Origin of the sequence: Rhizobium sp. Leaf371 (genome assembly GCF_001424045.1) — a bacterium.
In the GTDB taxonomy this organism is placed as follows: Bacteria; Pseudomonadota; Alphaproteobacteria; order Rhizobiales; family Rhizobiaceae; genus Ferranicluibacter.
In genome coordinates, this window is record NZ_LMQB01000003.1 from 32,372 (window position 1) to 48,986 (window position 16,615).

A 16,615-nucleotide genomic window follows, 5' to 3' on the forward strand; every position below is an offset into this window, starting at 1 on the left:
GCCTGCTCGCCTACGAGAGCTGCGAAAAGGCCGTCACGGGTTTTTCCTTAGAGAGGGAATGTTGCGGACATTGTCTGCTCCTGTCTTTGTGGAAATGAAAGCGCCGCCGGCAAGCCGGCGGCGTCGGGAAAGTTCAGTGTCTGCCCCTATTCGGCCGCCTCGCGGAACTCGGGGTCGTCCGTGCCGTCGCCGGCACCAGTTTGCGACGTCTCACCCTGCGGGGACGTGCTGGCCCCGTCGTCCGGCTCGGTCTCGGATGTTGTGGAAGCAAAACGGGTCGTCCAGGCCAGGACCTCCTTGGCATCCGGGGCGATCGCAGCCGCCGGCAGGACCAGGCGCTGGTCGGCAAAGTGCTCGACCAGAGCGGCGCGGGTATCCTTGACCTTGATGCGGCCGGGAACGCCCGCCGTTTCCGCCACTTGTTCCAGCGCAGCGCGCGACAGGCATGAGAGGAACGCCTCGCTAGCCATGCTGGGGAGGAACTGGTCGGCACCGATGGCGTCGCCAGCGATGCGGGCGACCAGCCCGCTATCGGAGCGATTGCGACGAAGCGAAAGCACCTCGACCAGGACCGAGCGAACGACTTGGGCAAGGGTTTGGCGATCAAAGCACAGCCTGCCGTCCTCACCGATGAGCCGAACCGCATGCGTGGCGCATTTCGCATGACCGTATGGATTGTCGGATGCGCCACTGGCGATCGTGACATTCTGACCGGCCAGTGCGAGAACCAGAAGCGCCATCAGCGTGTCGTCCTCGATGGGAGCACGCGCGAGCGCCTCATGCAGGGCGTCGGTCCTGAGCTCGCCGACCATGTCGAGGCCCTTTTGGGTGATGTCGGGGCGGACCTTTGCCACTTCGATCTCGTCGACGACCGTCTCGACGCCATCGGCATCCTTGACCACCTTCGGCTTTTTCGCCTCTGGCATACGATAGGCGACCGACTGCACCGACCCGTCGCGGGCATTGATGTACCAACCGGTGAGGTCACCCTTGCCAGGCTTGCCATAGACCTGTTGTGCCTTAGGCGGCAACTTGGCCTGGCCGTATTCGTTGGCCTCGATGATTGCTCCGCGCTTGGGCAGGTTGCTGGAAAGCCATTCCTGTTGCGCGCCCAGGAACGCCTCGACATCCGTCGTGTAGCGGCTGTCCTCGTCGGCGGGCGCGAAGAGATCCTCGACCCAGGTGATGCCGTAAGCCTGCGCCAGCTCCTCGCCGAAGCTCGCATGCTTGGCGAGCATACGGGTCCTCGTCAGCGCTCGGGCGAGTTCCCACCATGAGACCTGCGGATCCTGCTTCCTCGGCTTGTATTTCTTCCAGACCTCGGCCTGCTCGTCCTGGCCGGCAGCGGCGATGGTGCGCAGTTGCTGTTCGTTCGGCATGTCGCCGCGCGCCATCTGATCGAGCATGGCGGGCAGGATATTGGCGAGCAGCCGCAGCTTGCGGATCTGCCGGGCGGGCAACGCCAAGGCAAGCGCGATGGACTCCTCCGTCCAGCCGAGAGCCACCAGGCGTTCGATCGCGCGCCATTGATCGACGGGGTTGAGCGGCTCCCGGGCGATGTTTTCTGCAAACGATTGCATGGCCCCGAGGTCGTCGGTCGGATCGGCGAGCAAAACCGGGATGTCGAGGAGTTCTGCGACAACCGCCTGCGTTGCGCGGCGGTGGCCGAAGACGATGACGTAGCTGTTGCCGCCATCCGGGTCGAGTTTGACGACGGGTGGCTGCACGACACCGATCGCCTTGATCGATGCGCATAACAGTGCGTCGGACTGGGGAGAGGATTTGAACTGGCGGGCCCTGTCGGGATTGTCCTTCAGGCTGCGGGGATCGACGGTGATCAACTGCATGGGAATGACCTTTCGGTTGCGGGCGGACAGGCTGTCCTTGCCCTTTCATCTTCTTCTCGAAGACATCCCCCGGACCGCAGCGCGGGCCGGCGACTGCAACTGCGCCGGAGCCGACCTGGCTTGCGGTCAAGCGCGGCAAACTGCCGTGCGCAGGACGCGGGCCCGGTCTGGCGACTGGGGCGATTGAGGGCACCGTCAGTCGCCGGACTGGTCTGCGAACCGCCTCGTTTTTCTCCCGATCCTCTCATTTCTGGTCCTGTCACATCATTTTAAGCAATTGCTGCTGAACTTCAGGAATGACCAAACCGCCGCGCAAGACATCGAAACCGCTGTTGCGGGACACAGAAGCGCCGATCCGATCCCGGCCTCGAAAGGCCAGAGATCCGGCACAGCCGCACCTGCCGTTCGACCCGATACCGGATCGGATCGATCCGTGCCTGGCTTTGCTTGCGGCAAAACCGCCCCTAGGGCCGGACTGGACCTTCGAGATCAAATGGGACGGATATCGTGTCGCGGTGCATATCGAACCGAGCTCGGTGCGCATCATCACACGCGGCGGGCATGACTGGACGCATCGGTTCCCCGCGATTGCTGCCGCCGCACGCCAGATCGGGGTTGGTTCGGCCATTCTTGATGGAGAGGCCGTGGTTCTCGACGAACAAGGGCGATCCGATTTCGGCGCTTTGCAGCGCTCGCTTGGTGGGCGCGGTGGAAAGAATGCTTCCAACGAGGCGATACTCTATGCGTTCGATCTTCTTTATTTCGACGGTCATGACCTGACGAACATGGAGTTGTCAGGCCGTCGTCACCTGCTGGAAGACCTGCTCGGCGAAAGCGAAGGGGTGATCCGACTTTCACAGGAGGTGGAAGCCGATGGCGCAGTGCTACTGGCCGCGGCTTGCGAGCACGGACTTGAAGGCATCATCGCCAAGCATCGCGATCGCCCTTATCGTCCGGGGAGACTTGGCGACTGGCTCAAGATCAAGTGCATCCAGAGCGAAAGCTTTGTCATCGTTGGATATGAGCCTTCGGCTGCCGCGCTGGGTGGTATCGGTCGCTTGCTGTTGGCAGCCTATCGCGACGCCGCACTGGTGTATGTCGGCTCTGTTGGAACCGGCTTCAAAGAAAGTGAGGCCAACGAATTACGGCGTATGCTTGAGAGGCTGAAGACAAAGCGCCCACCCGTGACCGTGGACAAACAGGGTGTCGTCTTCACCCAGCCAACCCTGATTGCGGACATCCAGTACCGCGCCTGGACAGACGATGGCAAATTGCGGCACGCTTCGTATAAAGGTCTTCGGGAAGTCCAGGACAATGCCGATATCTATAAACTGAGCTGACGGATGCCGTTCGACGCATAGCACGTCTGTTTCCAGTCGGGACGATGGGTTTGCGTGCTTGCGCGCACCGCCTTCCCAAGGCCCGCCGCCACGGCTTTACGGACTTGCGCGACGTCATATGGGCCGGCTTAGCGTTCATACGCCTGTCAGCGGAACGATCCTCGACCCGTCCGAAAATCGAGAGAAGCGAAAGGCAAAAGGATCGACGACAGGCCGTGCACCCGTGACAAGATCTGCGGCCAGACGCCCTGCCCCTGGACCCAAACCGAAACCATGGCCGCTGAAGCCGGTGGCAACCACGAGACCGCAGATCGCGTCGATGGACGAAATGACGGGGACCGCGTCTGGCGTAACGTCGATGTAACCGGCCCATCGCTGCACGACTTCGGCGCCTTGAAACACCGGGAACGCCTCGGCGAGCCTTGCCATGGCCAGATCAATCATCTTGGTATTGGGCGCGGGATCGAGAATTCTGGTTCGCTCGAATGCGGACACCTCCCCGGCCTTGACGGGCCGCATGTCACGCCATTCGTCGATGAACCGCTTGCCGATGCGAGGCTTCAGGCTTGACCACTCCAGGCGCAGCGCTGGCAGGAACGGCTTCAGAAAGCGAAAGCTGTCGGGGGTGAGATCGTAGACGTTGGATGCTAAAGTTGAAACCGTGTAGCCGCCATCGGAACGCCGCCTGACCGAAAAGCCGGGACCCCGAACCGTTATATCTGGTCCTCCCTCGACCGGCTGCGTTCGGGCGACGGAATTGAGGACCTTCAGCTGTGGTAGCGTCACCCCTGCCCCGCGCAACAGCAGTCGCGACCACGCACCACCGGCGACGATGACACGCTTTGTTGCGATACGTCCCTGTTCGGTGACCACGCCACAGACCGATCCGGCCCCGGTCTCGATTTCGGTCACCGCGCAGTTCGTCAGGATTGTTGCGCCGATCGCCTTGGCCGCACGTGCAATGGCGGGGGCGGCTTTTTGCGGTTCGGCCCGTCCGTCGGCTGGAGAATAGAGCCCGCCATCATGGTCAAGGTTCATATCCGGGACAAGCGCGCGAACACTGGCGTGATCAATCGCCGTCACCCGATGCTGTGTGCCCTTGATGTGCTCGAGCCAGGCTTCATTTTCGCGTTTGAACGACCGCGAATAAAACGGCACGACGATGCCACACTGGCGATAACCAACATCGGAATTGACGCGCTTGGCCATGCCTTCCCATAGACGGATGGAGGCCGCCATCAGTTCAATTTCTCTGGGATCTCGTCGAGACAGCCGGACCCAGCCCCAGTTGCGGCTGGATTGCTCGCCGGCAATGACGCCTTTTTCGCAAAGCGTCACGGAAAGCCCCCTCTCCGCCAGCTCCAGTGCAATGGAGGCGCCGATAATGCCGCCGCCAACAATGACGGCATCTGCGGTTTTCGGCTGGAATGGTGATGGATCGACGGTATCCGGGGTAGGTCCAGGCATGGAAGCTAATGTCTCGTGCAATCGCTGAAATGCATCGGGCCGGCGCAAGGCTCAAACCCTCTTTCCCGCAAAGAATACATACTATAGTTGATAACGCAAGACGGATGAACATGCCATCCAATCATTCATGGATATGCGTAAACTTGTTGGAAGGAACTTCGCCCGCATCAGGCGCGAGAAAGGTCTCACCCAGGAACAGGTGGAGACGAGCGCCGGATTCAGCCAGCAATATCTGAGCGATCTGGAACGCGGCAAAAGAAATCCGACGATCGTCACCCTGTTTGAACTGGCGCAGGTTCTGGGCGTCGGGCCAGCCGAACTTCTCGAGCCTGATGACGAGGCATAGCTCCCGGACGAAGGGTGGACGTGCGAACGCGAAGCTCATCCAACAGGGATACCTGTTGGAACCGAGAGATGGAAAGAGGCGTAGATATAACTTGTCGATCGCTCGAAGCGATCATCCATCTTCGACATCTTCATCGCGTTGAGAATGACGCGCTTTTCCTTTTGCGTCGAAAACCGACGCTGGCGCTGAAGCAGCTCCGGCATTTCCTGCGTTGCCAGCCCGAACCCGGTCAGCGTCTCGGCAATTGCGCTATATGTGAACGGGTGCATGACGAAGGATGCGACCCAGGGCCGAGACGCGGCGGTTGCGGTGTAGAGGCGGCGAAATGTCCGATCGGTCACGTAGCCGATGCAGCCGGTGCTGATAATCAGATCGGCGTCACGGATCAGTTCTGCTTCGGCATCGCTGATGTCCTGATGTTCCAGATTCGAGGTTACGGCCGCCTCGATCAAGCCAGCGCGCATGGCGTACTCCACGGCGCGTTTTGAAGGATCGAGACCGATGATCGACAGGTCGCCACGTCGCGGCCGATCGGTAAAGTACGCTCTGTGCTTGTCGATGTCGCGGGTCGACAGGACGCCGGTGCGCGGTGCCGCTTCGACATAGAGTTCGTCAAGCGAGATCCGGTGGCTCAGCAGCGAGGCATTGATACCGTAGGAACATCCGACATCGATGATCTTCAGCCGTGTCTTTTGCCTTGCCTGCATGCAGCGCTCGATAAGGGGTTCGAAAACGGACTTGGCCTGCTGCGGAATGATGTAGTCGAGCTGGCGATGTGCCCTGAGATAGCGATCCGGCCAGCGGTTATTATAGGTTGGCGTGAAATCATGTTTCGAGCCGTTGAGATCATGTCGAACCTCTGTCATTGAAAACCCCTCATCGCCATCGACCCCGCGTCCGGCGGTTGCATCGACCGTGCCAGCCTCGCTGCTTAAGCCGGAGATTGTGCTGTATTCCGGGGATTTTCGCAAAATACATTCGTTCGTGCACAGCCGGAATACACGCTGAACTGGCATCAATCATTGCTGTATACCGGCTTTGGCAACCCGGTACATCGTCTTGACAGTACATATTATAATATGTATTCCTGCCCTACTTTCAGGACGAGGATACGATGAGGACATCAACGCCAGGTCAATCCGATGAAGACACACCAAGGGCACGCTTCTCGAACCTCCATCGCAATTTGCGCGACCGCATTTGCCTTTTGCGTTACCCGCCCGGAACCGCCATCAGCGAAGCGGAGCTGACACGAGAATTCGGTATAAGCCGGACACCCATTCGACGGGTGCTGCAGATGCTGGAAGTGGAGGGGTTGGTCGAGACGAAGCCAAACGTCGGCTCGATCGTGACGGCGGTCGATCTCAAGGCACTGCGTGATGCGTTCGCGCTGCGCGTGAAGCTGTCCGAACTGCTGGGCGATATGAGCCCGGCTGCGGAGGTAAAGACGGTTGTCGAAAGATTGACCGTTCTTGGATCTGGATGCCGCTCACTGCTGACGAAGCCGGACGTGGCGGCGCTTTGCCTTGTCAGCCACCAGCTGCAGAACGCGCTCCTCGATCTTTCTGGAAATTCGGAATACCGGCTCGTCACCGAGGCGCTCTATTTCAAGACAATCCGCGCCTACTACACGATCCTGCCCGATCTGGACTGGACGATGGAATGCTTGTCGCAAATCGAAGAGATCACAGAAATCATCATCTCCCTTGAGGCACAGGACGTGCGCGCCGTGGGATTGGTTCGCCGCAACCACATCGTTCGCACACTGTCACGCATCATGTCGTTCCTGATGGCGGGGTCAATTCATCCACAGGAGGTGGCCGCATGCTGAATGCCGCGGTCAAAAACCGCCCGCCTTCCGGCGCCACGTTCGAACACGCGGTGGTGTTGCAAAATGTCGTCAAGAGCTATGATGGAACGACGCAGGTTGTCAAAGGCGTCGACCTGTCTGTGCGTAGCGGTGAGTTTCTGACCATCCTTGGTCCGTCCGGCTCCGGCAAGACGAGCTTGCTGATGATGCTTGCCGGTTTCGAGCAACCAAGCGATGGCGCCATCATCATTGGTGGCCGCGACGTCTCGCGACAGCCGGCGCATAAGCGCAACATAGGCATGGTGTTCCAGCAATACGCCTTGTTTCCGCATTTGACGGTTGCGCAGAACCTTGCCTTTCCTCTTGAGATGCGCCGAATGGGACGTCGAGAGATCGATGATCGTGTCGGGTGGGCGCTGAACCTGGTGAAACTGGAGGGGCTTGGCGCGCGACGTCCGGCGCAACTGTCCGGCGGGCAGCAACAGCGGATAGCGGTCGCACGCGCACTAATCTTCGAGCCGCAACTGGTGCTGATGGACGAGCCGCTTGGTGCGCTTGACAAGCAGTTGCGCCAGCAGATGCAGGACGAAATCGCCCGTCTGCACCACGAGCTGCGGCCGACGATCATCTACGTCACGCATGATCAGGGTGAAGCCATATCACTGTCGGATCGCGTTGCGGTGTTCGAGGGTGGAAAGATTTCGCAGATCGATCCGCCTACCGCGCTTTACAATGCACCACGCAATGACTTCGTCGCCGGCTTTATCGGCGAGAACAACCGGATTCCGGCGCGTATCATCAGCCACGGACCGCCATCGAGGCTTGCGGTGTCTGGGCGTGCCATTGTCAGCGCCCTCTCCGTTGATATCGCTCCAACTGAAACGCATGCCTGCATCATGATCCGGCCGGAGCGCCTGCGCCGGGTTGCCCATCTTTGCCAACTTCCCAACACCATCGACGTGGTGGTGAGCGAGGTCAGCTATCACGGCGACAGCTACCGCCTGCGGGCCAGCCTCGATGACGGCATCGACGTCATAACCCGTATCCCCAATGACGGAACGCAAAGCATCCCCGATATCGGTGAGAGCATCCTGCTCGGCTGGAGCACCGAAGATGCCCGCGCCTTTGCGGGAGGAGTATCTGCAACCATACGATAGACAACAAAGGATTCAAACATGAGCATTTCCCGCCTTGCCCGTGCGACCGGCCTCTGTGTACTCGGCCTTGGAATTCCATCGAGCTTTGCTGCCGAATCTCTTACAATCGCGTCCTTCGGTGGCCAATACACCGCAAGTCAGCGTCAGGCACATTACGAACCCTTCAGTAAGGAGACTGGCGTCGACATCAAGTCGGTCGATTATAATGGCGGTCTGGCAGAGCTCGTTGCGCAGGTGCGCTCGGGGAGCGTCAGCTGGGATGTCGTCGATGTCGAAATGCAGGATCTCGACCGGGGCTGCGCTGACGGGCTTTTCGAGAAAGTCGACATCGATGCACTTCCGGCGGGTGCGGACAAACGTGCCGCAAAAGATGACTTTCTCGACGGGGCGCTTCAACCTTGCGGAGTCGGTTCCGTAGTGTGGTCAAACGTCATTGCGGTCAACGAACCGGCCTTCCAGGATGCAAAGCCACAAACGATCGAGGACTTTTTCGACGTAGAGCGTTTTCCGGGAAAACGGGGCCTGCCGAAACGCCCGAATGCGCTTCTCGAATGGGCGTTGATGGCCGACGGTGTGGCACCGGGCGACGTATACGCCACGCTCTCGTCAGAGGAGGGTGTCGACCGTGCCTTCCGCAAGCTCGATACAATCAAGGATCAGGCCGTGTTTTGGGAAACCGGTGCCCAGATGATCCAGTTGCTCGTCGATGGCGAGGTGGCCATGTCGACCGCTTATAACGGGCGCGTGCAGGGGGCGATCTCGGATGAAGGGAAGCCGCTGCGCATTCTGTGGGACCGGCAGATCTGGAACGCGGACTATTATGCCGTGGTCAAAGGCACGCATGCGAAAAAGGAAGCCGATGCCTTCGTTCGATATGCCACGGGCACAGTGCCACTTGCTGCACAGACCGGTTTTATCGCCTATGGACCCGTACGTCGTTCAGCTGAAGCGCTGATTAATCCAGCAAAGGCGGCAAACCTTCCCACGGCCAAAGCCAACTTCAGACACGCGCTGGCATTCAATTCGAAGTGGTGGACAGATCACGGCGAGGCGATTTCCGAGCGTTATGCGTCCTGGCTCGCCCGATGAGACAGCGTAGTCCACATCGAACGGGGTGGACGCTGGTCCTGCCACTGCTGGTCTTTACACTCGTGACATTCCTCGCGCCTATCGGTTTCATGCTGTGGAAGAGTGTCTACGATCCAGAGGTGGCAGGATTGCTCGGGCAAACCCGCCAGGCGCTCGCCAAATGGCAGACGTCGACGGGTCTGCCAGGCCCAGAAGGGTTCGACGCTCTGAGCAGGGATCTGCGCGACTTGACCGGCGATGGCCGCGTCAGCCAACTGGCGCTACGGCTAAACCGCGAACGGTCGGGAATGCGCCAACTGATCGAGGTGACGGCTGATGCGATAGCAGAGTACGATCGTCCCTTGTTGGAAATCGATCCTCGATGGGGTGATCCGGACACGTGGGTGTTGCTAAAGCGCATGACCCAGCCATTGACGGCCCGGTATTTTCTCAGCGCCGTCGACCTGCAGCAAACGCCGCAGGGATCGATTGTCCGACAGGATGAAAGCCGTCGCATCTATGTCTATCTATTCGGTCGAACCATCCTTGTTGCATCGGTGGTGACGGCCGTCTGCATCATCCTTGGTTATCCGTTCGCCTATGCACTGGCCACTGCGCGGCCGCGAATGCAAAGGCTTCTGTTCTTTATTGTCATGCTGCCCTTCTGGACATCACTTCTGGTGCGCACGACGGCCTGGATCGTGCTGTTACAACGGCGGGGCGTGCTCAACGAGATCCTCGTGGCGATGAACATCGTCAGTGAACGCAGCCGCCTGGAACTGATCTACAATCTCTCCGGTACGCTAATCGTGATGACACATGTGCTGCTGCCGTTTTTCGTGCTTCCGCTTTATGCTGTGATGAAGGGGATACCGAAGCAATATGTCCGCGCTGGTAAGAGCCTGGGGGCCGGCCCGGTCCGGGTTTTCCTGCGCATCTATCTGCCAATGACATTGCCGGGCGTGCTGGCGGGAGCTGCGCTTGTCTTCATTCTTTCGCTTGGCTACTACGTGACGCCCGCTCTGGTCGGCGGCCGTACCGGCCAGCTGATCAGCAATCAGATCGCTTTCCACGTTCAGACAAGCCTGAACTGGGGACTGGCGGCAGCGCTTGGCAGCATACTTCTTGTCATTGTCGTCGTCTTGACGATGCTGCTTTCGCGCGTCACTCAGCGGGGAGTGCTGTAGCGATGAATGTGCTCAGACTTTCGCTAGGCTTCGCCGTCGGCGCAATCAGCCTGTTTCTTATCTTGCCGATACTGGTTGTCGTTCCGCTTTCCTTCAATCCCGAACCCTACTTCTCGTTCACCAGAAGCATGCTGCTGCTGCAGCCGGACGGCTGGTCTCTGCGCTGGTATCGGGAGGTTGCCGAGAGTGCGCAATGGCGCCTTGCGTTGAAGAACAGTGTGACGATTGCCATCATCGTCACACCCGTTGCCACCGCTCTTGGAACGGCAGCGGCACTTGGACTGCGCCATCTTGGCGGCTCAGTGCGAACACTGGTCGCCGCGGTGCTTGGCGCACCGCTCATCATCCCCGTCATCATCGTGGCGACCGGCACCTACCTGTTCTTTGCGCCTTTGGGCCTGACACAATCGTTGACAGGGATCGTGATCGTTCACGTGGTTCTGGCAGCGCCATTCGTGGTCGTCACCGTCAGCGGGACACTGACCACATTCGACGCGCAACTGTCCCGCGCGGCCGCGACGCTTGGAGCGTCGCCTCTCAGGGCCTTTGCAAGAGTGACACTGCCGCTCATCGTCCCGGGTGTTATTTCAGGTGCGCTTTTTGCCTTTGTGACATCCTTCGACGAGGCCGTCGTGACGCTTTTTCTGGCAAGCTACGATCAGCGCACCGTTCCGCTTCAAATGTGGTCGGGCATCCGCGATCAACTCAGCCCGGCCGTGCTGGTCGTGGCAAGCCTGCTGGTGCTTTTGGTTGCGATCATGATGGTCGTCGCCAATCTCGTTCAGGCGCTGAAGCGCGGAGGTGAATGAATGGTTGGCTCTATCACGGTTGACCTTTTGGAGCGTGTTGCCATCGCTCTTGCGGCGCGCGAATGGTCGACACCCTATCTCGCCGCCTTGCTGACCGACGAAGGCAGCGGAGTGGTGAGCGGTGCCCAGGAACACTTCACCGCATTGAATCTCATGTCACAACACACACTGGGCGACATCGCCGTTCCCCCGCGTTTCTGCAACCCGGACGCATTGGATGACTGATTTCCCCTATGGCTCGATTGGTGACTTTCGCTCGAAGGTGTTGAACGATGGGCAGGACGCGGCCAATGATCTGGAACGTCTTCGTCAGTACGCCGCAGGGACCAACCCGGCAAACCATGCCTACATCACCATTTCCGGCTCTCTGCCACACGACGGCAAGGAGCAATTGCCGATGGCCGGGCCGCTTGCTGGCGTGCCCTATGCCTGCAAGGACGTCTTTGAGACAAAATCGATGATCACGACGGCAGGGTCGCGGGCCCTTGCAGATTATCAACCGAAGACCGATGCAAAAGCAGTCGAGATCCTTGAGCGTGCGGGAGCCGTCCTCATCGGCAAGACAAACATGCACGAATTTTGTTATGGCATCACAGGCAAGAATCCAGTCTATGGCACGCCGGTCAATCCGCACGACCCATCGAGGCTTGCCGGTGGGTCCAGCAGCGGATCGGCGGTCAGCGTTGCCACCGGATCGGCGGTCTTTGCGCTCGGATCCGATACCGGTGGGTCTGTCCGCGTTCCCGCGGCACTTTGCGGTCTTGTCGGTCTAAAGCCGACCTACGGTCTGATCAGCACCAAGGGCATGATCCCATTCTGCTGGACCCTTGATCACGCCGGGATCATGGCGCGCAGCTGCCTAGATACGGCATCAGTGCTTCAGGTTCTGGCGGGGTGGAACGATGCGACGAAAGGCAGGGCAGAGACGCGTCTGGAGCGCCGTCTGCAGGCGCTGTCGACCGAATTTCTCATCGGCAAACGCATCGGCATTCCGCGGCGATATTTTTTCGATAATCTGGATGATGAGATCGCATCCGCTGTCGAGAAAGCGCTGCTGTTCTGTCAGGAACACGGGGCAGAACTGGTCGAGGTCCAGACCCCTGATATGACCCATGTGCGACCAGCGTCGCTCGCGATCCAGCTTGTCGAGGCGCTATCATGGCACGGGCCGCGGATGGATGAGAATGCGCACCTCTACGGAGATGATGTCCGCAACGGACTGGTCCAGGGACAGTTCATCCTGGGCGAGCACTATGTGCAGTCCTTGCGGCTGATGGAGCTCAAGCGCCGAGAATTTGCGACGTTCTTCAAGTCCATCGACATTATGATTACACCGACGACGCCGGTGATTGCCCCCGAACTTGCAACCCAATCTGTGAGCCCAGGCATGGAGGCCGAATTGGTTGGCAATGCGTTGGCCCGCTATACCTGCGTGTTCAATCTGACCGGTCAGCCTGCACTGACAATCCCGTGTGGCCTTCATTCGTCTGGACTGCCAATGGGATTGCAGATTATCGGAAAACCCTACGAGGACCTCAGCGTGCTGAGTATCGGGCATGTGCTTGAGAAGGCCGGTGCGCTTGGCTGGATCCAACCGATAAGCGGAGTACCGTCCGAATGAGCGCGACGTCACGGCATAGGATTCTTGAAACGAACCCCCACCCCGCCAACGTTTTCCGGGATAAACTCGATGCCCGCCTCTTCAAGTTTGGTCTTGATGTCTTCTACGGTTTTCGTTCGGAGATTTTCACCTCTCTCCAACCGACTGATCGTTTGCGTGGAAACTCCTGCTGCATTCGCCAAATCTCGGACGCCCCAACCCAGCGCTACACGTGCCAATTTGCACTGAATAGCATTCATATCACAACACCGTTGTGATTATTATTGTGCATGATATCGCAATCCGGTACCCTTTCGAATTAATCGGCCGGGTATGTGTTCGAGCACATTACCCAGCCTGACCACATTCTAGCTGTATGGAGCTTGGATCATGGCTGATTCTAAGACTAGCAGAACTTTGCCGCCAATCACTCATCGAAATCTGCTTTTCACCGCGGCAGCACTACTGAGCGCATACGATACGAAACCGCGATCAGAGGTCAGTCACGAAGACCGACAACTGGATGCTGCCCTGCTTTGCTGGCAGGAATGGGCCACTGCGCAGGCACGGTTGACGCAATTGAATGACACGCAATCACGGCTCGAAAAGGCAATGGCGCGGGAGGTCCTCCCCGCTCATGTCATGCTGGAGATTCTCGAGCGCCCCGCGCCGGTCTTTGCCCAGACTGACGAGGAAATTCACCATTGGATGAAGGGTCCTCACTACAAGAAAGCCCGGCTGAGCGCCAAAACCGAACTGGCGAAGAGACGCGCCGCATGGAATGCCGCCGACATCCGGATCGGATTTACCAAAGCCAAGAGAGCGGAGGAAGCGGCGGCCGATCGCAGCGCCCAACTGTCGGACCAGCTTCTGGACCTTCCCGCGAGCTCTGTCGCCGGCCTCGCCGCCAAACTGCATGTCGTGATCACAGACGGTCAGCCGGGTCCCGACAATGGTGAATTCCCCTGGCCACAATTGCGCTCGATCCTGCTGGATCTCGTGCGGCTGCTGAATACCAGGCAAGCCGCTGCCGATCCTCCGTAAGGAGCGCTTGCAGGTGACAGATTGGTGTCTTCGCTGCTTCGATGCTGGAGATGATGACATCGATCCTGTCATGCCGAAATCGCTGCGCGCCTGGCCTAGCGTCCGTTCGAGCCGTGCATGAAGATCCAGGCAATGGCCTTGGCAACCGCATTTGGCAGATCGTCCTTCTGTCTGTGAAAGCAAGAGGTTACGATTGCAGCAGCCCCATGTCCGTCGCCGCGCTCCAGGCAATCCAGAAGCGCCAGAAATTGCTCGGACAGCACATAGTCCCGTGTGCTTTCGCGGACTTCCCATGTTCGAACGAAATGGGTGCGATCGCAGATATTGTCGATGATGTCGAATAGCACAGTGCTACCTGACATCTGCGCGATGCCGCGAAGGAGGCTCTCGATGAACGTCGCGGTATCGTCCGGCTTGGCTTGCAGCACATGTGTCGCACGGGCAGCAGACTGAAATCCAAGGGCGGCCGGACGTAAAAGCTGATCCGCTGCGAACGGCCGTGTGCTGGTCGCCAGGCATCGCAACAGGATCGTATGTGTCAGGTCATGGAGTTCCTGCATCTCCTCCAGATGCAGATCGCGCGCATAAAACCCGCGTGTCGGCTGAACCCGGACCAGCCGTTCGGCATGCAGGCGGACAAGTGCCTCTCGGACCGGCGTGTTGCTCACCCGCAGCGACGCGCAGAGCCTGGAGATCGAGAGGTGGTCTCCGGGGCGAAACCGGTAATGGATGAGATCGTCTTTCAATCTTGCGTAGACCACGTCGCGCCGTGATTGAGACAGGCCGCCTTTGCGCGAAAGTGGTTCGATCGGGTTCATCACATGGGTATCTCGATCTTCGAAGCCTGCGTCTCATCTCGATTTCAAAATGGCAATCTCGGAAGGATATTGTGTCAGATAGTCGAAGCCATCATCCGTCACTACGATGGAATCTCCGATACGTCCGCCAAACTGGCCGGGAACGGTGAGGCCGCCATCGACCGCAAATGTCATGCCCGCGCGAAGTTCCATGCGCTCGCCGCGTTTGATCTCCGGCGCCTCCAGCAAGGAGAGGCCGATCGAGCGGCCTGTGCGATATCCCGGCGAATATCCGGCATCGAGATAGACCGCTTCGGCCGCCGCGTTGATCTCCTCGCAGCGCATGCCGGGGCGAATGGCAGCGAGTGCGGCCCGTTGCGCGGCAATCGCCACCTGATGGACGACAATTTGATCGTCCCGGGCATCTTCGACATAGAACTCCCGGTCGAAGCCGAGTTTGTACCCACGGAAGGACACCATGCCACAGAAACACAGATAGACAGGGTCTCCGCGTTCCAGGCGTCGGGTGGAAGCGCGCCGATGCACCATGCAGGTGTCGGTGCCCGACTGAAGGATTTGGATGTTCTGGATGATCGGCGAAACGAAACGATCGTCCGGCTCGCGAAGATATTCAGCTGCCTTGCGCGTTCCTGCTGCCATGGCCGCAAGTGTGATCTCATACTCGGGAACACCGACAGCGATCGTCTGGCGCGCTGCGTCCATCATCGCCGCGGCCACCTCGCCTGCCTGGCGCATGATGTTGATCTCGTCGGTCGATTTGATCATTCGTTGTGCGCTGATGAGTGGAGCGATATCGACCAGGTCGCTCGACTGAACACGCGTTTTCACATAGGTCGCGACAAGGCTTGGCATTGTTCTGGTCTCTATGCCAACGGAAGAAGATGGCCATTGCGTCAAGATCTCCGCCAGAGGCAGGCGCCATTCGTCACCCCCATCGCTCCAGGGCCGGATGTCGCCGATCCATGTCATTCGTGCACACATCTCCGATTCCATCAGGGGCGTCAGGAGGATGGGCTCGCGATCTCGGGGAATGACGAGCAGCGTCGGCCGTCCGAACTCGACGCCGAGGTAGTTCCAATAGCCACCGAAATACGCAACAGAATCGGGATCAGCGATGACGGCAACGGATATATCATGTTCATCGAGCGTACGTTGAAGCAGCTTCGTACGGAAGGAATAGCATTCGTTCATGGCTGACCTGTATGCACCGTTTGACTCTAGCAAAAAGATAAATCCGAGACAGGCGAGGAGTCAACGTGGTTTTATAAAAACGACTGAAATGATAAAAGTTTGTGCTGTGTACAGCTCTGGACAAACGGGTGTGATGTCGCTAGATTGACACTGTCACGAGATATGAACATTTGGTGTTCACACTTTAGCCGCGGAGAATAACGTGATGCCCCAGGAAATCGGCGAGAGCGCGCCAGAACCGTCGCATCGTGGTCAGCCAAACGACATCTACAGGATTTTACGCGATCGCATCTGCCTGCTGCACTATCCGCCAGGTTACAAGCTTGCCGAGAGCGAGCTTGCCGAAGAATTCTCGGTGAGCCGGACACCGATCCGCCAGGCCCTGCAACGGCTGGAATATGATGGACTGACCGAGATCCGAAACGGCGTTGGAACGACGGTCCGGCAGGTCGACCGCGCGGCCTTCGACGACATCTTCGCGTTGCGTCTGCGCTTGAGCGAACTGATTGGCGAATTTCCAGCCTATGATGAAGTGCCGCTCGCGCTCGCGACGGTCGATGGCCTCCTGAGACCCGCAAAGCAGGCAAAGGCAGACAACAACAAGGCAGATTTCTGGCGGTTGAACCACCAGCTGCAAGAGGCCACGAGCAAACTTATCGCCAATCACGCCCTGCGCGATACGCATGAACGTTACTATCTGCAGGCATGCCGGATCTGGTACAGTGTCATCGACGATCTGTTCGAGGCGCAGAGTTCCGATTTCATCGTCGAGGTAACCGACATCGGCAGGGCTCTCCAACATGGCGACGTCAGAGCAGTCGGCTACATCCAGCGCAACCACATCTCATACGGCATGCGCCGGATCGTCGAACTGTCCAAGCGGCATCCCGCCCCGACCTGAACTGCCGTGACCCCGCGTCGTTCACGAGGC

At 59.0% G+C, this 16,615-nt stretch carries 17 protein-coding genes; 11 read left to right on the forward strand and 6 right to left on the reverse strand.

Going from position 1 to position 16,615, the window contains the following annotated elements; all coding sequences use genetic code 11:
• Positions 1–146: 146 nt before the first annotated feature.
• On the reverse strand, positions 147–1,847 hold the full coding sequence (locus ASG39_RS05595; RefSeq protein ID WP_062593773.1) for a ParB/RepB/Spo0J family partition protein: 1,701 nt from the start codon (positions 1,845–1,847) through the stop codon (positions 147–149).
• 296 nt (positions 1,848–2,143) lie between these two features.
• Here ASG39_RS05595 and ligD point away from each other — a divergent pair, with 296 nt between their 5' ends.
• On the forward strand, positions 2,144–3,187 hold the full coding sequence (gene ligD / locus ASG39_RS05600; protein ID WP_062593775.1) for a non-homologous end-joining DNA ligase: 1,044 nt from the start codon (positions 2,144–2,146) through the stop codon (positions 3,185–3,187).
• A gap of 135 nt (positions 3,188–3,322) precedes the next feature.
• On the opposite strand, the gene ASG39_RS05605 is transcribed toward ligD, so the two are convergent.
• Entirely contained in the window at positions 3,323–4,654 is a 1,332-nt protein-coding gene (locus ASG39_RS05605) for an FAD-binding oxidoreductase (RefSeq protein WP_062593777.1), read from the reverse strand.
• Between the two features lie 127 nt (positions 4,655–4,781).
• Here ASG39_RS05605 and ASG39_RS05610 point away from each other — a divergent pair, with 127 nt between their 5' ends.
• The gene (locus ASG39_RS05610; protein ID WP_062593779.1) at positions 4,782–5,000 is read left to right on the forward strand and encodes a helix-turn-helix transcriptional regulator; all 219 of its coding nucleotides are present in this window, start codon (positions 4,782–4,784) and stop codon (positions 4,998–5,000) included.
• Positions 5,001–5,035: 35 nt separating this feature from the next.
• Here the strand turns inward: ASG39_RS05610 and ASG39_RS05615 are convergent, their stop codons facing one another.
• Positions 5,036–6,016, reverse strand: coding sequence for a class I SAM-dependent methyltransferase (locus tag ASG39_RS05615; RefSeq protein WP_244481139.1), 981 nt, complete (start codon positions 6,014–6,016; stop codon positions 5,036–5,038).
• 98 nt (positions 6,017–6,114) lie between these two features.
• On the opposite strand from ASG39_RS05615, the gene ASG39_RS05620 reads away from it, so the two are divergent.
• The 7 genes from ASG39_RS05620 to ASG39_RS05650 all read left to right on the forward strand — a co-directional run bounded on the left by ASG39_RS05620 (position 6,115) and on the right by ASG39_RS05650 (position 12,652).
• A complete protein-coding gene (locus tag ASG39_RS05620; protein ID WP_244481140.1) occupies positions 6,115–6,831 on the forward strand; it encodes a GntR family transcriptional regulator in 717 nt (238 codons plus the stop codon).
• Complete coding sequence (locus tag ASG39_RS05625; protein WP_062593785.1) at positions 6,825–7,967, forward strand: ABC transporter ATP-binding protein; 1,143 nt, start codon at positions 6,825–6,827, stop codon at positions 7,965–7,967. The genes ASG39_RS05620 and ASG39_RS05625 overlap by 7 nt, the downstream gene beginning before the upstream one ends.
• 18 nt (positions 7,968–7,985) lie before the next feature.
• Positions 7,986–9,056 carry an ABC transporter substrate-binding protein gene (locus ASG39_RS05630; protein ID WP_062593787.1) on the forward strand — a complete coding sequence of 357 codons (1,071 nt, stop codon included), beginning with the start codon at positions 7,986–7,988 and terminating at the stop codon, positions 9,054–9,056.
• A 62-nt stretch (positions 9,057–9,118) separates the two neighbouring features.
• Positions 9,119–10,222 carry an ABC transporter permease gene (locus tag ASG39_RS05635; RefSeq protein WP_244481141.1) on the forward strand — a complete coding sequence of 368 codons (1,104 nt, stop codon included), beginning with the start codon at positions 9,119–9,121 and terminating at the stop codon, positions 10,220–10,222.
• 2 nt (positions 10,223–10,224) lie between these two features.
• Positions 10,225–11,031 (forward strand): ABC transporter permease, encoded by an 807-nt coding sequence (locus tag ASG39_RS05640; protein WP_062593790.1) that lies wholly within the window; start codon positions 10,225–10,227, stop codon positions 11,029–11,031.
• Positions 11,032–11,256, forward strand: a complete 225-nt coding sequence (locus ASG39_RS05645; protein ID WP_062593791.1) for a hypothetical protein — start codon at positions 11,032–11,034, stop codon at positions 11,254–11,256.
• Positions 11,249–12,652, forward strand: a complete 1,404-nt coding sequence (locus ASG39_RS05650) for an amidase (RefSeq protein WP_062593793.1) — start codon at positions 11,249–11,251, stop codon at positions 12,650–12,652. The genes ASG39_RS05645 and ASG39_RS05650 overlap by 8 nt, the downstream gene beginning before the upstream one ends.
• Before the next feature lie 8 nt (positions 12,653–12,660).
• Here ASG39_RS05650 and ASG39_RS23030 read toward each other — a convergent pair whose 3' ends face one another.
• Positions 12,661–12,891, reverse strand: a complete 231-nt coding sequence (locus tag ASG39_RS23030) for a helix-turn-helix transcriptional regulator (protein ID WP_082476972.1) — start codon at positions 12,889–12,891, stop codon at positions 12,661–12,663.
• Between the two features lie 130 nt (positions 12,892–13,021).
• Here ASG39_RS23030 and ASG39_RS05655 point away from each other — a divergent pair, with 130 nt between their 5' ends.
• Positions 13,022–13,675: a hypothetical protein gene (locus ASG39_RS05655; protein WP_156468036.1), complete on the forward strand. Its 654-nt coding sequence runs from the start codon at positions 13,022–13,024 to the stop codon at positions 13,673–13,675.
• A gap of 95 nt (positions 13,676–13,770) precedes the next feature.
• On the opposite strand, the gene ASG39_RS05660 is transcribed toward ASG39_RS05655, so the two are convergent.
• Together ASG39_RS05660 and ASG39_RS05665 are read right to left on the reverse strand one after the other, a co-directional pair.
• The gene (locus tag ASG39_RS05660; RefSeq protein WP_062593797.1) at positions 13,771–14,493 is read right to left on the reverse strand and encodes a GntR family transcriptional regulator; all 723 of its coding nucleotides are present in this window, start codon (positions 14,491–14,493) and stop codon (positions 13,771–13,773) included.
• A gap of 33 nt (positions 14,494–14,526) precedes the next feature.
• Entirely contained in the window at positions 14,527–15,684 is a 1,158-nt protein-coding gene (locus ASG39_RS05665; RefSeq protein ID WP_062593798.1) for a Xaa-Pro peptidase family protein, read from the reverse strand.
• 205 nt (positions 15,685–15,889) lie between these two features.
• On the opposite strand from ASG39_RS05665, the gene ASG39_RS05670 reads away from it, so the two are divergent.
• Positions 15,890–16,585 (forward strand): GntR family transcriptional regulator, encoded by a 696-nt coding sequence (locus ASG39_RS05670; RefSeq protein WP_082476973.1) that lies wholly within the window; start codon positions 15,890–15,892, stop codon positions 16,583–16,585.
• The last annotated feature ends 30 nt before the right edge of the window (positions 16,586–16,615 follow it).